Raw genomic sequence first — 16,642 nt, 5'->3', positions numbered from 1 at the left:
AGGGATCCGAAAAGGGTTGTGGGAGGAACGCGGGCGACAAGCCCAGCGCGTTCGGGTGGCAACAGCGTGACCGGGGCCCTCAGGCGGCCGACTGGTAGCCCGGGTGCCAGCGCAGCCAGTAGCGCTCCAGCGTCTTGGCAAACACATCAGCCAACTTGCCCAGCAGCGCGTACAGCAGGATGCCCACCAGCACGATGTCGGTCTGCAAGAATTCACGCGCGTTCATGGTCAGGTAGCCGATGCCAGCCTGCGCCGAGATGGTCTCCGCCACGATCAGGATTACCCACATCAGGCCCAGCGAGAAACGCAGGCCGACCAGGATCGACGACATGGCCCCCGGCAACACCACCTGCTGGTAGAGCTGCCAGCGCGACAAGCCGTAGGTGCGGCCCATCTCGATCAGGCCCGGGTCGACGTTGCGGATGCCGTGGAAGGTGTTGAGGTAGATCGGGAAGAACACCGACACCGAGATCAGGAACAGCTTGGCCGATTCGTCGATGCCAAACCACAGGATGACCAGCGGGATCAGCGCCAACGCCGGGATGTTGCGCACCATCTGGATGCTGGAGTCGAGCAGGGTCTCAAAGAAGCGCACCGACCCGGTCAACAGGCCCAGCAACAGGCCCAGGCCGCCGCCAATGCCCAGGCCCAACAGAGCGCGCCCGGCACTCACCTTGACGTGGGTCCACAGCTCGCCCGAGGCGCTGAGGGTCCAGGCGGCCTTGACGACGTCGAGCGGCGCGGGCAGCACGCGGGTGGAGATCCACCCCTGGGCCGAGGCGATCTGCCAGCCCACGATCAGGCCCACCGGCACCAGCCAGGGGATCACACGTTGCCAGATCGACTTCAGGGAACGCAGCGCCCAAGCCAGGGCGGTGCTGCTTTCGGCGTCGCCCCGGCTCGCCGCCAGGAGGCCGAGGCCGGGGGCCTCGAGGGTGTCAGGGAGTTTTCGCACAGGTTGGTTCATGGCCATCTCGTCGGGTTCAAGGGCCCGGTGCGGCGACCGGGCGGATAGGGTTCAGGCGGTGGTGGCGCCAGCGTCGGCAGCAGGCCCGCAACGGGCTCAGCTGGCCGAGGTGCGGGGCACAGGCGGCACGTATTGGTTGCCCACCACTTCGCCCAGCGGGCCGTTGAGCCCGGGGCGGCTGAAGCCGTCACGCAGGCGCTGCGGCAGCAGCGGGAACACCAATTCGGCAAAGCGATAGGCCTCCTCCAGGTGCGGGTAGCCCGACAAGACAAAGTTGTCCAGCCCCAGATCGGCGTACGCCTGGATGCGGGCCGCCACCTGCTGGGGGTTGCCCACCAGCGCCGTGCCGGCGCCCCCCCGAACCAAGCCCACGCCCGCCCACAGGTTGGGGCTGATCTCCAGGTCGGCGCGGCTGCGCTTGCCACCGGTGGCGTGCAGGGCCGCCATGCGGCGCTGGCCTTCGGAGTCCATGCGGGCAAACACCGCCTGGGCACGGGCCACCGTTTCGTCGTCGACGCGGCTGATCAGGGCGTCGGCTGCCGCCCAGGCCTGTTCTTCGGTTTCCCGCACGATGACGTGCAGTCGGATGCCAAACGACACTTCACGCCCTTGGGCGGCGGCACGTTGGCGCACATCGGCCACTTTCTTGGCCACCTCCGCCGGGGGCTCGCCCCAGGTCAGGTAGGTGTCGACCTGCTCTGCCGCCAGCGCATGGCCGGCCTCGGAGGAGCCACCGAAGTACACCGGCGGATGCGGTTTCTGTTGCGGCGGGTACAGCAGGCGTGCCCCGGTCACGCTGAGGTGCTTGCCTTGGTAGTCGAAGGGCTCACCGGTGTGGCTGCGCGTGAGGATCTCGCGCCAGATGCGGATGAACTCGGCCGACTGTTCGTAGCGCTCGGTGTGGTTGAGGTAGACGCCGTCGCCCTCGAGCTCGATCTGGTCGCCCCCGGTGACCAAGTTGATCAGCAGGCGGCCGCCCGAAAGGCGGTCAAAAGTGGCGGCCATGCGCGCGGCCAGTGAGGGTTGGTGCAGCCCTGGGCGCACGGCCACCAGGAACTTCAGCCGCTGAGTGACCGGCAGCAGGGCCGAGGCCACCACCCAGGGGTCTTCGCACGACCGGCCCGTCGGGATCAGCACGCCCTCGTAGCCCAAGTGGTCGGCGGCCGAGGCCACCTGCTTGAGGTAGTCCAGGCTGCATTCACGGGCCCCTTCGCTGGTGCCAAGGTAGCGGCTGTCGCCGTGGGTGGGAATGAACCAAAAAATCTTCATGGGGGTCTCTCGCTGTTGTGCGCTCTGTGGGCGCAAATCACTCAAAGGGGCTCCGTCACCGGCTCGCCCGAGGGGGGACGCCGGGGGCTGGTTCGGTGGGCGCTTGAGTCGCCATTCACCCGAGCCGTCAGGCCAACGCTCACCAAGCCAATCCACTCAGGGACCACGCTGCGACCGGCTGGCAAGCCCGTGCCTGGGCACGCCGGGCCTGGTTCAGCCGCCGCCGCACCCGCACCGGCCCGCTGGCCAGCAAGCGCCCGGACGCCAGCCGTGCCGCCAGCGTGGGCTGCAGCGGGCGCGAACAAGGCGCCTGACTGGGGGCCGAGACCGGCCAGACCAGCCCCCAATGGGCCGCGGTGGTGCTCAGCACCCGATCGGCGTGGGCCGTGTCGCCACCGGGCGCGGGCCGCGACGGGACCCCGGCCGGTGGGCTGGTGAGGGACAGGGGAGACAAGGTGCTCATGGTGGGCTCCTGCGCTCGGGTCATGGGGCGTGGTCAGCGTCGGGTGGGTTCAGAGGTCCACCGGGGCTGCGTGCAGCAAGTTGAGCTTCTTGGGGATCAGCTTCAACTCGAAGAAGGTGTCGGCGATCGATTGCTGCTCGGCAAGGATCTCGCGCGTCACCGGGGCCGCACCGTACGAGGCGCGGCTGATGAACAACTCGGTGATGCTCTTGTCCAAACCCAGCACGGTGGACAACTCGGCCGCGGCAGCGGACTTGTTCTTGGCGATCCACTGCTCGATGCTGTTGATCTCCTGGATCGCAATGCGCAGCACGTCGGTGCTCTTGGTCGCAAAATCACGCGAGGTGAAGTAGTAGGCGCGGTTGTTGACCACGCCCGTGGCGTCGGCCAGCAGGCGGGCATCGAGCGTCTTTTGCGCCGCGGCCAGGAACGGGTCCCAGATCACCCAGGCGTCCACCGCGCCGCGCTCGAACGCGGCACGGGCATCGGGCGGGGCCAGGAAGACGGACTGCACATCGCTGTACTTGAGGCCGTTCTTCTCGAGCAGCTTGACCAGGAAGTACTGCACGTTGGAGCCCTTGTTGTAGGCCACGCGCTTGCCCTTGAGGTCGGCGATCGAGCGGATCGGCGAGTCCTTGGGCACGATCACCGCCTCCAGCGCCGGACGCGGCACGGTGGCGCCGGCGTACACCAGCGGCGCGCCCGCGGCCTGGGCGAAGATCGGCGGGGCCTCGCCCACGTCACCAAAGTCGATCGAGCCGACGTTCAGGGCTTCCAGCTGCACCGGCCCGGCGTTGAACTCGGTCCAGGTCACGCTGACCCCCAGCGGGCTGAGGCGCTTTTCGAGCGTCCCACGCGCCTTGAGCAGGGACAGCCAGCCTTTCTGGTGGCCAATGCGGAACACCCGGTCCGTCTTCTGGGCCCAGGCCGGTGCCGCGCCCAAGGCGGCACCCGCCAGGCCGAGGGCGGTGATCAGCGCCTGGCGGCGCGGCAGTTTCAGGGAAGAGGTCATGGTCAGTGCTTTCAATCAGGTCGGAAGGTCAAAACAGGGGGGGGCCGTGCGGTCCCGCGCCTGCCAAGACAGGCCGGCGGGGGCCACGGGGCACCTCAGGCGGGCACCACGGGCAGGAGCAGGAAGCTCACAATCAACACCATCGAGGCCACCAGCAGCACCGCGATGCCCAGGGCCTGAGCCAGGTCCAGCCACCAACGCGGCCAACTCAGCAGCAGTTCGTCTTGGGCCGGGTGCGTGGGGGCCTGGGGCGGGTTGGACAGGGGCAAGGGACTCATGGCGGTGACCTCGTGGGCGTGACAGACAAATTCGGGACGCAGGCTTCCCCCGGTGGCGACACGCCACCTGCCAAAGCAACCATCTGGGAGGGGGGGAGGAAGCCGAAACGGCAGCGTTGCCAACCCCGTCAGGGACGGCTGCTGCCGGGCTGTCAGACGCTACATCGCACCTGGTCGAAGGCGATGGGCGCGAAGCCAGCCGCAGGCTGACGACGGCCATAGGCCTCCAGTTGCAGCACGCTCACGGCCTCATCGAGGCGGGTGCTGATGTCGGGCCCCACCTGGTAGGCGCCTTCCGGCGTCACGGCAATCTGGGCGTCGGTGGCGTACACCCCGGGCAGGATGTGGCGAGCCGCCAGCGACTGCAGCACCGGGCGCAGCGTGTAGTCCAGCGCCAGCATGTGGTGCGGGCTGCCGCCAGTGGCCAGCGGCAGCACCGTTTTGCCCTTGAGCGCGGTCTGGGGCAGCAGGTCCAGGAACACCTTGAGAACCCCGCTGTAGGCGGCCTTGTACACCGGGGTCGAGACCACGATGGCGGTGGCGCGCTCCACCTTGGCGGCGGCTTGCACGATGCTCGGGTGGGCAAAATCGGCCAGCACCAGGGCCTCAGGCGAGAGGTCGCGGATCTGGATGCGATCCACCTCGACCCCGCTGTTCAGCAGGCGCTGGCCCACGCTGTCCAGCAGACCCGACGAACGGGACCGGGCCGAGGGGCTGCCAGCAATCAAGAGTACGGTCATGGTGTGTCTTTCTGAACCTGGAAGGCCGTCAAGTCAAAAGGGGCGGCCAAGGGCTCAGCGTGGCGAATAGATCTGGTCGAACGAAGCACCATCGGCAAAGTGGTCCTTGTCGGCCTTGGTCCAGCCACCGAAAGCCTCGTCGATCGACACCAGGGTCAGCTTGGGGAACTGGTTGGCGTACTTGGCCTTGGCTTTGTCGGAGGTCGGGCGGTAGTAGTTGCGACCGGCGATGTCCTGGCCTTCATCGGAGTACAGGTACTTCAGGTATTCCTCGGCCACGGCGCGGGTGCCCTTCTTGTCGACGTTCTTGTCGACCACGGCCACCGAGGGCTCAGCCAGGATGCTGATCGACGGCACCACGATCTGGAACTTGTCCGGACCAAATTCTTTCAGTGCCAGGAAGGCTTCGTTCTCCCAGGCCAGCAGCACATCGCCCACGCCGCGCTGCACGAAGGTGATGGTCGAACCCCGGGCCCCGGTGTCGAGCACCGGCACGTTCTTGTACAGGCTGCCGACAAACTCCTTGGCCTTGGCATCACCGCCGTACTTGCGCTTGGCGAATTCCCAGGCGGCCAGGTAGTTCCAGCGGGCGCCGCCCGAGGTCTTGGGGTTCGGGGTGATGACCGACACGCCGGGCTTGACCAGGTCGTCCCAGTCCTTCAGGCCCTTGGGGTTGCCCTTGCGCACCAGGAACACAATGGTCGAGGTGTAGGGCGAAGAGTTGTGCGGCAGGCGCTTGACCCAGTCCTTGGCGAGCAGGTTGCCGTTCTTGGCCACGGCATCCACATCACCGCCCAACGCCAGGGTCACCACATCGGCGTCAATGCCGTCGATGACCGAGCGGGCCTGCTTGCCCGAGCCACCGTGCGACTGCTTGATCGTCACGTCCTGACCCGACTTGGCCTTCCAGTACTTGGCAAAGGCGGCGTTGTAGTCGACATACAACTCACGGGTCGGGTCGTAAGACACGTTGAGCAGCGTCACCGACTGGGCGGCAGCCGGCAGGGCAGACAGGGCACCAGCCACGGCCAGCGTGGCCAGGGCAGCACGTTGAATCAGGGCGCGTCGGAAGTTCATGGGTTGCTTTCGTTGGGGTTCGGTAGGGGGGTGAATGAAGTTATGGGGTGCATTCTGAAAAGCATCGGTTAAAACTCAAACGCATAAGAAGTCATTTGTTTATCTGTTTTCTGTCTTTTTGAGTTCCCAGTCGCCCCCCCCTTGCCCCAACGCAAGCCCCCAGCCCCTGTGGGGGCCGGCAGCAATGGGATAATTCGACGCTTTGGTCAGGCCGCTCGTCGGCCCCACCCTCCCCCACTGGACAAGGAAGAACGACATGGCACGCATGGTCAACTGCATCAAACTCGGCAAGGAAGCCGAAGGTCTCGATTTCCCGCCCTACCCCGGCGAACTCGGCAAGCGCCTGTGGGAAGGCGTCAGCAAGGAAGCCTGGGCCGCCTGGATGAAGCAGCAAACCATGCTGGTCAACGAAAACCGCCTGAACCTGGCCGATGCCCGTGCACGCCAGTACCTGGCCCGCCAAATGGAAAACCACTTCTTCGGCAATGGCGCCGATGCCGTGCAGGGCTACGTGCCGCCCCAGGCTTGACGCTGACCGGCCTGCGGCAAGCAGGACAGCCCCAAGCAGCCCCCCGTCCGGGGGCCTGAACTGATCCGGGGTGCCCAGCGCCCCGGCCACACCGATCAGCCCGCCCGCCGGCCGCCCCTCGGGCGCCCCGGTTGGACGGCCAGCCCGTCGCAGCCGGTGGCGGGAATCACCCCACTCCGCGACCACCCCCCCCCCCCCCCCCCCCCCCCCCCCCCCCCCCCCCCCCCCCCCCCCCCCCCCCCCCCCCCCCCCCCCCCCCCCCCCCCCCCCCCCCCCCCCCCCCCCGCCCCGCCCCCCCCCCCGACAACGCCGCCCCCGCCCGCTCACCCGGGCCTTTCGCCATGAGCCTGCCCCACCCCGTCTGCGCTGCCGCCCCCCAGAAGCCCGGCCACCTGCCCCGGCAGGCGCCTGCGCACCGCGTGCTGCTGGCGGTGGGCCCAGGCGGCGAGGCCGCCTGCCTGCAGGCCTGGGCAAACTGGCGCCAGGACGGCGGCCCGGCCACGGAGGCACCGACAGCCAGCGCACCCCAGAGCCGGCTGTCGATGGTGCTGCTGAGCGAAGCCCCGCCGCGGGCCGATGTGCTGCGCGCACTGGGTCAGGGCCAGCCCGATTGGGCCCCGTTGGCCGAGGCCTGGGCCCGTCAGTGCTGGGGCCTGAGCCCGGGGTTTCACCGCCTGCAACTCGAACAGGGCCGCCTGCAGCTGACGCTGTGCATCGGACCGCTGCTGGACCAATTGCGCGAACTGCAGCTGCAGGCCGACCAGGTGCACTGGGGCGTGCCCGCCGCGCAAGACCCCCAACAGGGCCTGTTCAAAGCCATGGCCCGGCTGTGCCGCCGTGGCGCCACCTTGCACCCGGCAGACAGCGAACACGCCCGCTCTGGCGCCGCTCACGAGGCCTGGCAGGCGCTTGGCTTCCAACCCCAAACCACCGACCACTGGGTGTACCAGCCTGCCTGGGCGCCCCGCCGGGCCGCGCCACTGGCCGCCCCCTGGCCCGACACCGCCGAGCGCAGTTGCGTGGTGGTGGGCGGCGGCCTGGCCGGCCTGGGGACCGCACACGCCCTGGCCCGCCGCGGCTGGCAGGTCACCGTGCTGGACGCCGCAACCGAGCCAGCCCAAGGGGCCTCGGGCCTGCCTGCGGGCCTGTTCTCCCCCCATGTGTCGCCCGACAACAACCGCATTTCACGCCTGACCCGCACCGGCCTGCGCCTGACCCGGGACACGGCCGAGCGCCTGCTCACCGAAGGTCAGGACTGGGCCCCCACGGGTGTGATGGAGCACCGCGTGCACGGCAAGAGCGGCCCGCGCGGCGCACTGCCCGACGAGGCGCTGTGGAGCCACGAGGCCAGCGCCGAACAAAAACAGGCCGCGGGCCTGCCCGCCGAGGCCGCGGCCACCTGGCACCCCACCGCAGGCTGGGTGCGGCCAGCCCGCCTGGTGAGCCAATTGCTGGCCGAAGCCTGCAGCGCCCTGCCCGGCCGGGTGACGTGGCGCGGCGGCTGTCGCGTGGCGCGTTTGCAGCGCGATGACGCGCAGGGCCGCTGGCAACTGCTCGACGAGGCCGGCGCCCCGCTGGCCAGCACCGCCTTGGTGGTGGTGGCCGCCGGCCCCGGCAGCCGCGCGCTGTGCGAACCCCAGGTGCCCTTGCAAGCGCTGCGCGGCCAGCTGAGCTGGGCCGTGGCGCAGGCCGGCGAGCAACTGCCACCGCACCCGGTCAATGGCCAGGGCAGCCTGATCCCGCACCTGCCGCTGCCCGAAGGCCAGGCCTGGTACACCGGGTCGACCTTCGACCGGGCTCACCCGCCCCAGCAGGCCGGTGACGCCACCCCCGTCAAGGCGGTCGACCACGACACCAACCTGGACAAACTGGCCAAGCTGCTGCCGGCCACTGCGGCCAGCCTGCGCAGCCCGCCGGGCAGTGCCACGCTGCAGGCCTGGGCCGGCATTCGCTGCACCTCACCCGACCGGGTGCCCCTGGTGGGGCCGGTGGACCCCGAACGCCTGCCGGGTGTGTGGGCCTGCACCGCCTTGGGCACCCGGGGCCTGACCTGGGGCCTGCTGTGTGCCGAATTGCTGGCGGCCCAACTCAGCGGCGAGCCGCTGCCGATCGAGCTGAGCCTGGCCAGGTCCTTGCTGGCCAGTCGCCCGGCGCCGGGCAAAGCCACGCCGCTGGGCGAAGACTGAGCCCCCTCGGTCTTATCCGAAAATCGCCACCAACAGCCCGCCAAGCCGCGCCAAATAAGGCGCATAAGCTTATCCGCATAAAGCGTGAACAAAAAAATCGTTGGGGGTCATAAGGCGACTCACCACAATACGCCCCCATGCATGATTTAGCGTTTGTCCTGGCGGGCCTGTTTGTGGGCGTGGTGGTCGGCCTGACCGGTGTCGGCGGGGGCTCGCTGATGACGCCCATCCTGATCTTTTTCTTCGGCATGAAACCGCACCTGGCGATCGGCACCGACCTGCTGTTTGCCGCCGGGACCAAGCTCAGCGGCTCGATCAAACTGGCGCGCTCGCGCACCATTGACTGGCCTGTCGTGCTGCTGATGGCCCTGGGCAGTGTGCCGGCTTCGATGCTCACGCTGCTTGCCCTGGAGCACTTCGGCGCCACCTCGCCCGCCGTGCAAAAGGCCATGACCACCACCCTGGGCGTGGCCCTGCTGCTGACCGCCGTGGCCACCCTGTACAAAGCCCTGTTTGGTCAGAAGCAAGGCGCCCAAGCGGCCGGCACCGACCCCGCCGCCGCCGCTCGCCCCACGCACAAGGCCTTGCCGGTGATCTTCGGCGCGGTGATCGGGGTCTTGGTAACATTGACCTCGGTGGGTGCGGGCGCCATTGGGGTGCTGGTGCTGATGCTGGTCTACCCTGCGCTGCCGCTGCAGCGCATTGTGGCCGCCGACATCGCGCACGCCGTGCCGCTGACCCTGGTCGCGGGCCTGGGCCACGCCGGCCTGGGCACCGTCGACTGGTGGTTGCTGGCCAAGCTGCTGGCGGGCTCGATTCCCGGCATCTGGCTGGGCTCCCACCTCAATCACAAGCTGCCCGAGCGTTTCATCCGCTCCGTTCTTTCGCTGCTGCTGGCCTATGCCGGCACCAAATTGATCGCCATTTGATGGCTCATTCATAACACCCAACGCCCACGATGTACCAATACACCGACTTCGACAAGCAGTTCGTGAAGCTGCGCGCCGCCCAGCACCGTGACCAACTCGAGCGCTGGCAGGCCGGCAAGCTGGCCGACGACGAGTTCCGCCCGCTGCGCCTGCAAAACGGCTGGTACGTGCAACGCTACGCGCCCATGCTGCGCGTGGCCGTGCCTTATGGCGAGTTGTCCAGCGCCCAGTTCCGTGTGCTGGCCAAGATCGCGCGCGAATACGACGAACCCGAAGCCGAGGTGTATGCCGAAGCCCTGAAGATCCAGGGCGCCATGGGCTCGACCCAGCTGCCCACGCACTACGCCCACTTCACCACGCGCCAGAACGTGCAGTTCAACTGGATCCCGCTGAGCAAGTCGGCCGACGTGATGGACCTGCTGGCCAGCGTCAACATGCACGGCATCCAGACCAGCGGCAACTGCATCCGCAACATCACCAGCGACGAGCGCGCCGGCATCGCCGTCGATGAACTGGCCGATCCGCGCGCCTTCGCCGAAATCCTGCGCCAGTGGAGCACGCTGCACCCCGAGTTCGCCTTCCTGCCGCGCAAGTTCAAGATCGCCATCATTGGCGCCACCGAAGACCGCGCCGCCACGGCCTGGCACGACGTGGGCCTGCACCTGATCAAGAACGAAGCCGGCGAACTGGGCTTCCGCGTGCTGGTGGGCGGTGGCATGGGCCGCACGCCGATCCCGGGCACGGTGATCCGCGAGTTCCTGCCCTGGAACCAGATCATGAACTACCTCGAAGCCGTGGTGCGGGTCTACAACCGCTACGGTCGCCGCGACAACATGTACAAGGCGCGCATCAAGATCTTGGTCAAGGCCGAAGGTCAGCGCTACTTTGACGACGTCGAAGCCGAGTTCAAGCAGATCGTCGAACACGACGGCGGCCAGCACACCATCCCGCAAAGCGAACTCGACCGCGTCAGCGCCTCGTTCGTGCCGCCCTCGCTGGCCGGCCGCCCGGTGGTCAGCGCCGAAGCCGTGGACACCCAGCTGCGCCAGGCCGCCGATGCCGACCCGCTGTTCGCCCGCTGGCTGGCCCGCAACGTGGCGCCACACAAGAACCCGTCGCTGCGCGCGGTGACCCTGTCGTTCAAGCGCCTGGGCCAGGCCCCGGGCGACGCCAGCGCCGACCAGCTTGACACCATTGCCGACCTGGTGGACCGCTTCAGCGCCGGTGAGGCCCGTGTCACGCACGACCAGAACGTGTTGCTGCCCTGGGTCTCGGCCAGCCAGCTGCACGAGCTCTACACCGCCGCGCGCGCGGCCGGCTTCGCCAGCCCGAACGTGCACCTGTTGACCGACATGATCGCCTGCCCCGGCGGCGACTTCTGCGCGCTGGCCAACGCGCGCTCGATCCCCATCGCTGAGGCCATCACCGAGCGCTACCAGGACCTGGACGAGCTCGACGACCTGGGCGAGATCGACCTGCACATCAGCGGCTGCATCAACTCCTGCGGTCACCACCACAGCGGCCACATCGGCATCCTGGGTGTCGACAAGGACGGCAAGGAGTGGTACCAGGTGACCCTGGGCGGCGCCGACGGCTCCGACCTCAGCGGTGCCGCGGTGGCTGGTAAGGTGGTCGGCCCCTCTTTCTCGGCCGCCGAAGTGCCCGACGTGATCGAAGCCGTGCTGGGCACCTACCGTGACCTGCGCGAGAACGGCGAGAACTTCATCTCCACCCTGCGCCGCGTGGGCCTGGACCCGTTCAAGGCCGCAGCCAATGCCGCCCGTGCCGTGCCCGCCCACGCCGCGGTGGCCGCCTGAGCCGGTCGCCCCCAGAACGTCAAGAGAACCCAAGCGCCATGAAGATCATTGAAGCCAAGGACCACCAAGCTGCGTCCCAAGACGACCCCACCGTGCTGGCCCCGGCCAACGACGTGGACCCGCACTCGCTGTCGCTCGACGGCGTGACCCGCATCGACCTGACTTTCCCGAAGTTCACCGACGGCCGCGCCTACAGCCAGGCCTACCTGCTGCGCCGCCGCCTGGGCTTTCAGGGCGAGATCCGCGCCGTGGGCGATGTGCTGATCGACCAACTGGTGCAGATGAGCCGCACCGGCTTTGACGTCGCCGTGCTGCGTGCCGGTGTCGACATCGCCGACGCGCAGCGCCAATTCGACCGTTTCTCGGGCTTCTACCAAGCCGATGCGGTCAACCCCAAGCCGGTGTTCGCACGCCAAGGCGCCTGAGCGCCGCGTTCAGCCCGCAGTCCTGTCACTCAACCCCATCAGAAACCCCGCGACATGAGTGCCATTTCCCTTTACGCCCACACCGCTTCGGCCGACCTGTCGGCCAAGGTGGCGGCCAGTCAGGCCCTGCTGCAGCAGGCCGTGGCCGAGTTCCAGCCCCTCACTCAGGCCTCCAGCCTGGGCGTGGAGGACATGGTCATCACCGAACTGCTGCACCAGGCTGGCGTGCTGTCCGCCCCGAGCTTGAGCGTGTTCGTGCTCGACACCGGCAAGCTGCACCCCGAGACCCTGGCCCTGATCGGCCAGATCGAGGCGCGCTACGGCAAAAAGCTGGACCTGTACCGCCCCGACGCCGCGGCCGCCGACGCTTTTGTCGCCGCCAACGGTGAGGACGCGATGTACAAGAGCATCGAGCTGCGCAAGGCCTGCTGCGACATCCGCAAGATGGTGCCGCTGGCCCGGGCCCTGAAGGGCCAGAAGGCCTGGATCACCGGCCTGCGCCGCGAGCAGTCCAACGCCCGCGCCGAAGTGCCCGACGTCGACCGCAGCGGCGAACGCGCCAAGGTCAACCCGCTGGCCAACTGGACGCTGGGCGATGTGTGGCGCTTCATCGAGCTGCACGCCGTGCCCTACAACCCGCTGCACGACCAGTTCTTCCCCAGCATTGGCTGCGCGCCCTGCACGCGCGCCGTGACGCTGGGCGAGGACTTCCGCTCGGGCCGCTGGTGGTGGGAAAACGAGTCGGCCAAGGAATGCGGCTTGCATGTCAAGTCGCATTCCGACGATGCGCCCGCATCGTCGCTGCTGCCACGCAGCAGCGGGCCCGGCGATGTTTCGGCGCAGGCTGACTTCGCGAGCAGCGAAGTCAAGTTCGCGCCAGAGAACGGCCGGAGCCAACCCGAGTCGGCCAAGGAATGCGGCCTGCATGTGGCCAAAGACGAGGCCGCCCCCGCCTCCAGCATCATCCCCATCCGCCCGGTGAACGCATGAACACCCGTACCGATCCCCAATTGCTTGAGCCTCAGACCATGACCGCCACCGGCACCTCTCCCACCAGCCAACTGAGCAACGCCCACCTGGACGCCCTCGAAGAGGAAACCATCTTCATCCTGCGCGAAGTGGCCGCCGCCTTCGAGCGCCCGGCCCTGCTGTTCTCGGGCGGCAAGGATTCGCTGGTGATGCTCAAGTGCGCCGAAAAGGCCTTTGGCGTGGGCCGCATCCCCTACCCGCTGCTGATGATCGACACCGGCCACAACTTCCCCGAAGTGACTGATTTCCGTGACTTCCGCGCCCAGGAACTGCAGGCCGAGTTGATCGTGCGCAACGTCGAGGACTCGATGAAGCGTGGCACCGTGCGCCTGGCCCACCCGGGCGAGTCGCGCAACGTGCACCAGTCGGTGACCCTGCTCGAAGCCATCGAAGAGTTCCGCTTCGACGCGCTGATCGGTGGCGCCCGCCGCGACGAAGAAAAAGCCCGCGCCAAGGAGCGCATCTTTTCGCACCGCGACAGCTTCGGCCAATGGCAGCCCAAGGCCCAGCGCCCCGAACTGTGGACCCTGTTCAACACCCGCCTGGCCCCGGGCGAGCACTTCCGCGTGTTCCCGATCAGCAACTGGACCGAACTCGACGTCTGGCAGTACATCGAGCGTGAACAGATCGCCCTGCCTTCGCTGTACTACACCCACCAGCGCGAGGTGGTGGACCGCCGCGGCCTGCTGGTGCCGGTGACCGAACTCACCCCCGCCAAGGACGGCGAGACCGTGCAGCTGCGCGACGTGCGCTTCCGCACCGTGGGCGACATCACCTGCACCTGCCCGGTGGAAAGCCTGGCTGCCACGCCGGCCGACATCGTGATTGAAACCCTGGCCGCCGACGTGAGCGAGCGCGGCGCCACCCGCATGGACGACAAGACGTCCGATGCTTCGATGGAAAAACGCAAGAAGGACGGTTACTTCTGATGAGCACGACTGAATTGAACACCCCCGCTGGCACCGACACCGAACTGCGTCCTGCGCTGCGTTTCATCACCTGCGGCTCGGTCGACGACGGCAAGAGCACCCTGATTGGCCGCTTGCTGGTGGACAGCAAGGCCGTGCTGCAGGACCACCTGGCCGGCGTGCAACGCCAGGGTGAGACCGACCTGGCCCTGCTGACCGACGGCCTGTCGGCCGAGCGCGAACAAGGCATCACCATCGACGTGGCCTACCGCTACTTCGCCACCGAAAGCCGCAAGTTCATCATCGGCGACGCCCCGGGCCACGAGCAGTACACCCGCAACATGGTGACGGCCGCCTCGAGCGCTGACGCCGCGGTGGTGCTGGTCGACGCCACCAAGCTCGACTGGAAGAACCCGGCCCTGGAACTGCTGGTGCAAACCCGCCGCCACTCGCTGCTGGTCAAGCTGCTGCGCGTCAGCTCGCTGGTGTTCGCCATCAACAAGCTCGACGCGGTGGACGACCCGGCGCTGGCGTTCCAGCACATCAGTGCGGCGCTCCAGGCGTTTGCGACGGCGGCAGGCATCCAGGTGCGCGCCACCATCCCGGTGTCGGCCCTGAAGGGCTGGAACGTGGTCGATGCCAAGACCGGTTGGTGCGGCTACGAAGGCGAAAGCCTGCTGCAACTGCTGGAGCACCTGCCGGTGACCCACGCCGATGTCGAGCAGCCGTTTGCCTTCCCTGTGCAGTGGGTGGAGAAGTTCTCCTCCTCGTCGGACACCAGCCAGGGCCGCCGCGTGTTCTGGGGCCGTGTGGCCGCGGGCAGCGTCAAGCCCGGCCAAGCCGTGACGGTGCTGCCCGGGGGCCAAAGCGCCACCGTGGCCCAAGTGCTGGACCATGCGCGTCGCCCGTCGGACATCGATGCCGGCCACAGCGCGGGCATTGTGCTGGACCGCGAAGTGGACGTGTCGCGCGGCGACTGGCTGCTGGCCCCGGGTCAGATCGAAGCCCAGCGCACCCTGCAAGCCACGGTGGCCTGGCTCGACGACGAAGCCCTGGTGCCGGGCCGCGTTTACTGGGCCCTGCATGGCCACCGCTGGATCAAGGCCAAGGTCAGCCGCATCGTGCACCGACTCGACGTCAACACCCTGGCTGAAGAAGCCGCCACCGAACTGCCGGCCAACACCATCGGCCTGATCGAACTGGCGCTGCAAGAGCCCGTGGCGACACTGCCGTTCGAGCAAGCGCGTGCCCTGGGATCGCTGATCCTGGTCGACACCGCCAGCCACAAAACCGCCGCCGCGGTGCTGGTCAAGGCCTGATCGCCGCCCGCGTGCCCCGCGGCACGCAGGCCAGAGGCCGCAGACTTGTCGAGGACAAATCTGCGTTCTGGCCAGATTCCCCCTAAAATCAAGGGTTTTCCCGAAAATCGTTCGGGAAACCTTCCACCCACCAGACAAAACCTCTTCCCATGACTCACGTCGTTACCGAAAACTGCATCAAGTGCAAATTCACCGATTGCGTGGATGTGTGCCCCGTGGACTGCTTCCGCGAAGGCCCCAACATGCTCGTGATCGATCCCGACGAGTGCATCGACTGCGCCGTGTGCATCCCCGAATGCCCGGCCAACGCCATCTTTGCCGAAGAGGACACCCCGGCCGACCAACTGCACTTCATCAAGCTCAATGCCGAACTGGCCATGGCCGATGGCTGGAAGAGCATCACCAAGCGCAAGCCCGCCCTGCCGGACGCCGACGCCTGGAACAACAAGCCGGGCAAGCTGGCTGACCTGATCCGCTGATCGACCGACCCGGGCCAGCCCGCTGGCCCGGGTCCCTGTTGCTGAAACACCCCTTGAACACCACCGCCCTGCCCCCCATCGAGACCGACTGCGTGGTCATCGGCGCGGGCCCGGTGGGGCTGTTCCAGGTGTTCCAGCTCGGTTTGCAGGGCCTGCACGCCCAGGTGGTGGACACTTTGCCCGCCGTGGGTGGCCAGTGCCTGGCGCTGTACCCCGACAAGCCGATCTACGACATCCCCGGCCTGCCGGTCTGCACCGGCCGTGAACTGGCCGAGCGCCTGCTGCAACAGACGCGCCCCTTTGCCCCGACCTTCCACCTGTCGCAGGAAGTGGCCGAACTGGCACGGCAAGCCGACGGGCGCTGGCACTTGCTCACCTCCACCGGCACCCGCTTTCTGACCCGCACCGTGTTCATCGCAGCGGGTGTGGGCGCTTTTGTGGCGCGCAGCCTGCGGCTCGAAGGCATCGCGGCTTTTGAGGGGCGGCAGGTGCACTACCAGACGCCCGCGGCCGCCACGCTGGCGGGCCAGCGGCTGCTGATCAACGGCGCCGACGACGCCGCCGTGCAAACCGCCGTGGAGGCAGGCCGACTGCGCCAGAGCGCTGACGCCAACGCACCGCGCAGTGTGACCCTGCTGCACCGAAAAGACGCCTTTGAGGCCGCGCCCGAGCTGCTGGCCGAACTGGCCGCCTTGCGCGCCGCCGACCTGGTGCGCGTGGCCGTGGGCCAGGCCATCGGCTTGCAAACCCATGACAGCGCCCAAGGCCTGCGCCTGACCGGCCTGCAGATCGCGACCGCCGACGACGAAGAACTGACCCTGCCCGCCGACCAGGTGCTGGTCTTCCTGGGCCTGGCCCCGCGCCTGGGCCCCCTGGCGGACTGGGGACTGGCCATGGAGCGCAAACTGCTGCCGGTGGACCCCGCCAGCTGCGGCACCGAGCTGCCCGGCATCTTTGCGGTGGGGGACATCAACCACTACCCGGGCAAGCGCAAACTGATCCTGTGCGGCTTCCACGAAGCCACCATGGCGGCCTTTGCCGCCGCCCAATGGCTGTCCCCCAACCAGGCCCCGGTGCGCCTGCAGTACACCACCACCAGCACCCAGCTGCAGCAGCGGCTCGGGGTCGCCACCGCACCGCGGCACTGAGGGCAGCGGGGCTCGGTCGCCCCCTTGGCTGAACCGGTCCCTGGCCCCCTGGCCGGGAGTGGCCTCA

At 68.2% G+C, this 16,642-nt stretch carries 16 protein-coding genes and 1 pseudogene; 10 read left to right on the top strand and 7 right to left on the bottom strand.

All coding sequences use genetic code 11. The features are described from left to right. Positions 1 to 79 precede the first annotated feature (79 nt). The 7 genes from ssuC to PSQ40_RS06245 all read right to left on the bottom strand — a co-directional run bounded on the left by ssuC (position 80) and on the right by PSQ40_RS06245 (position 5,806). Complete coding sequence (gene ssuC / locus PSQ40_RS06275; RefSeq protein ID WP_273949757.1) at positions 80 to 967, bottom strand: aliphatic sulfonate ABC transporter permease SsuC; 888 nt, start codon at positions 965 to 967, stop codon at positions 80 to 82. Between the two features lie 96 nt (positions 968 to 1,063). After that, entirely contained in the window at positions 1,064 to 2,236 is a 1,173-nt protein-coding gene (gene ssuD / locus PSQ40_RS06270) for an FMNH2-dependent alkanesulfonate monooxygenase (protein ID WP_273949756.1), read from the bottom strand. Between the two features lie 139 nt (positions 2,237 to 2,375). Continuing rightward, the gene (locus tag PSQ40_RS06265) at positions 2,376 to 2,699 is read right to left on the bottom strand and encodes a hypothetical protein (RefSeq protein ID WP_273949754.1); all 324 of its coding nucleotides are present in this window, start codon (positions 2,697 to 2,699) and stop codon (positions 2,376 to 2,378) included. A gap of 49 nt (positions 2,700 to 2,748) precedes the next feature. After that, positions 2,749 to 3,711 (bottom strand): sulfonate ABC transporter substrate-binding protein, encoded by a 963-nt coding sequence (locus tag PSQ40_RS06260; RefSeq protein WP_273949752.1) that lies wholly within the window; start codon positions 3,709 to 3,711, stop codon positions 2,749 to 2,751. A 95-nt stretch (positions 3,712 to 3,806) separates the two neighbouring features. Next, positions 3,807 to 3,989, bottom strand: coding sequence for a hypothetical protein (locus PSQ40_RS06255; RefSeq protein ID WP_273949750.1), 183 nt, complete (start codon positions 3,987 to 3,989; stop codon positions 3,807 to 3,809). A gap of 152 nt (positions 3,990 to 4,141) precedes the next feature. Further along, on the bottom strand, positions 4,142 to 4,729 hold the full coding sequence (gene ssuE, locus PSQ40_RS06250) for an NADPH-dependent FMN reductase (protein WP_273949748.1): 588 nt from the start codon (positions 4,727 to 4,729) through the stop codon (positions 4,142 to 4,144). A 54-nt stretch (positions 4,730 to 4,783) separates the two neighbouring features. Beyond that, positions 4,784 to 5,806 (bottom strand): sulfate ABC transporter substrate-binding protein, encoded by a 1,023-nt coding sequence (locus PSQ40_RS06245; protein WP_273949746.1) that lies wholly within the window; start codon positions 5,804 to 5,806, stop codon positions 4,784 to 4,786. Positions 5,807 to 6,062: 256 nt separating this feature from the next. Between PSQ40_RS06245 and PSQ40_RS06240 the strand changes: the two genes are divergently transcribed. From PSQ40_RS06240 to PSQ40_RS06195, 10 genes and pseudogenes are all read left to right on the top strand, one after another. After that, a complete protein-coding gene (locus PSQ40_RS06240; RefSeq protein ID WP_273949744.1) occupies positions 6,063 to 6,335 on the top strand; it encodes an oxidative damage protection protein in 273 nt (90 codons plus the stop codon). Positions 6,336 to 6,676: 341 nt separating this feature from the next. Further along, entirely contained in the window at positions 6,677 to 8,521 is a 1,845-nt protein-coding gene (mnmC, locus tag PSQ40_RS06235; RefSeq protein ID WP_273949742.1) for an FAD-dependent 5-carboxymethylaminomethyl-2-thiouridine(34) oxidoreductase MnmC, read from the top strand. A 137-nt stretch (positions 8,522 to 8,658) separates the two neighbouring features. Continuing rightward, entirely contained in the window at positions 8,659 to 9,450 is a 792-nt protein-coding gene (locus PSQ40_RS06230; protein ID WP_273949740.1) for a sulfite exporter TauE/SafE family protein, read from the top strand. A gap of 29 nt (positions 9,451 to 9,479) precedes the next feature. Then, entirely contained in the window at positions 9,480 to 11,267 is a 1,788-nt protein-coding gene (locus PSQ40_RS06225; RefSeq protein WP_273949739.1) for a nitrite/sulfite reductase, read from the top strand. Positions 11,268 to 11,305: 38 nt separating this feature from the next. After that, positions 11,306 to 11,692 (top strand): DUF934 domain-containing protein, encoded by a 387-nt coding sequence (locus tag PSQ40_RS06220; RefSeq protein ID WP_273949737.1) that lies wholly within the window; start codon positions 11,306 to 11,308, stop codon positions 11,690 to 11,692. Positions 11,693 to 11,746: 54 nt separating this feature from the next. Next, a pseudogene (locus tag PSQ40_RS06215) lies at positions 11,747 to 12,487 on the top strand (phosphoadenylyl-sulfate reductase); the annotation flags it as partial. A gap of 191 nt (positions 12,488 to 12,678) precedes the next feature. After that, the gene (gene cysD, locus PSQ40_RS06210; protein ID WP_273949736.1) at positions 12,679 to 13,650 is read left to right on the top strand and encodes a sulfate adenylyltransferase subunit CysD; all 972 of its coding nucleotides are present in this window, start codon (positions 12,679 to 12,681) and stop codon (positions 13,648 to 13,650) included. Further along, entirely contained in the window at positions 13,650 to 14,948 is a 1,299-nt protein-coding gene (locus PSQ40_RS06205; RefSeq protein WP_273949734.1) for a sulfate adenylyltransferase subunit 1, read from the top strand. The genes cysD and PSQ40_RS06205 overlap by 1 nt, the downstream gene beginning before the upstream one ends. Positions 14,949 to 15,097: 149 nt before the next feature. Next, positions 15,098 to 15,427 (top strand): ferredoxin FdxA, encoded by a 330-nt coding sequence (fdxA, locus tag PSQ40_RS06200; protein ID WP_273949731.1) that lies wholly within the window; start codon positions 15,098 to 15,100, stop codon positions 15,425 to 15,427. A 53-nt stretch (positions 15,428 to 15,480) separates the two neighbouring features. Beyond that, positions 15,481 to 16,575, top strand: coding sequence for an NAD(P)/FAD-dependent oxidoreductase (locus PSQ40_RS06195; RefSeq protein WP_273949729.1), 1,095 nt, complete (start codon positions 15,481 to 15,483; stop codon positions 16,573 to 16,575). The last annotated feature ends 67 nt before the right edge of the window (positions 16,576 to 16,642 follow it).

It is taken from the genome of Curvibacter cyanobacteriorum (assembly GCF_028649475.1).
Classification (GTDB): Bacteria; Pseudomonadota; Gammaproteobacteria; order Burkholderiales; family Burkholderiaceae_C; genus Curvibacter; species Curvibacter cyanobacteriorum.
The sequence above is the reverse complement of the archived record's forward strand: the minus strand, read 5'-3'. Positions and strand labels throughout refer to the sequence as shown.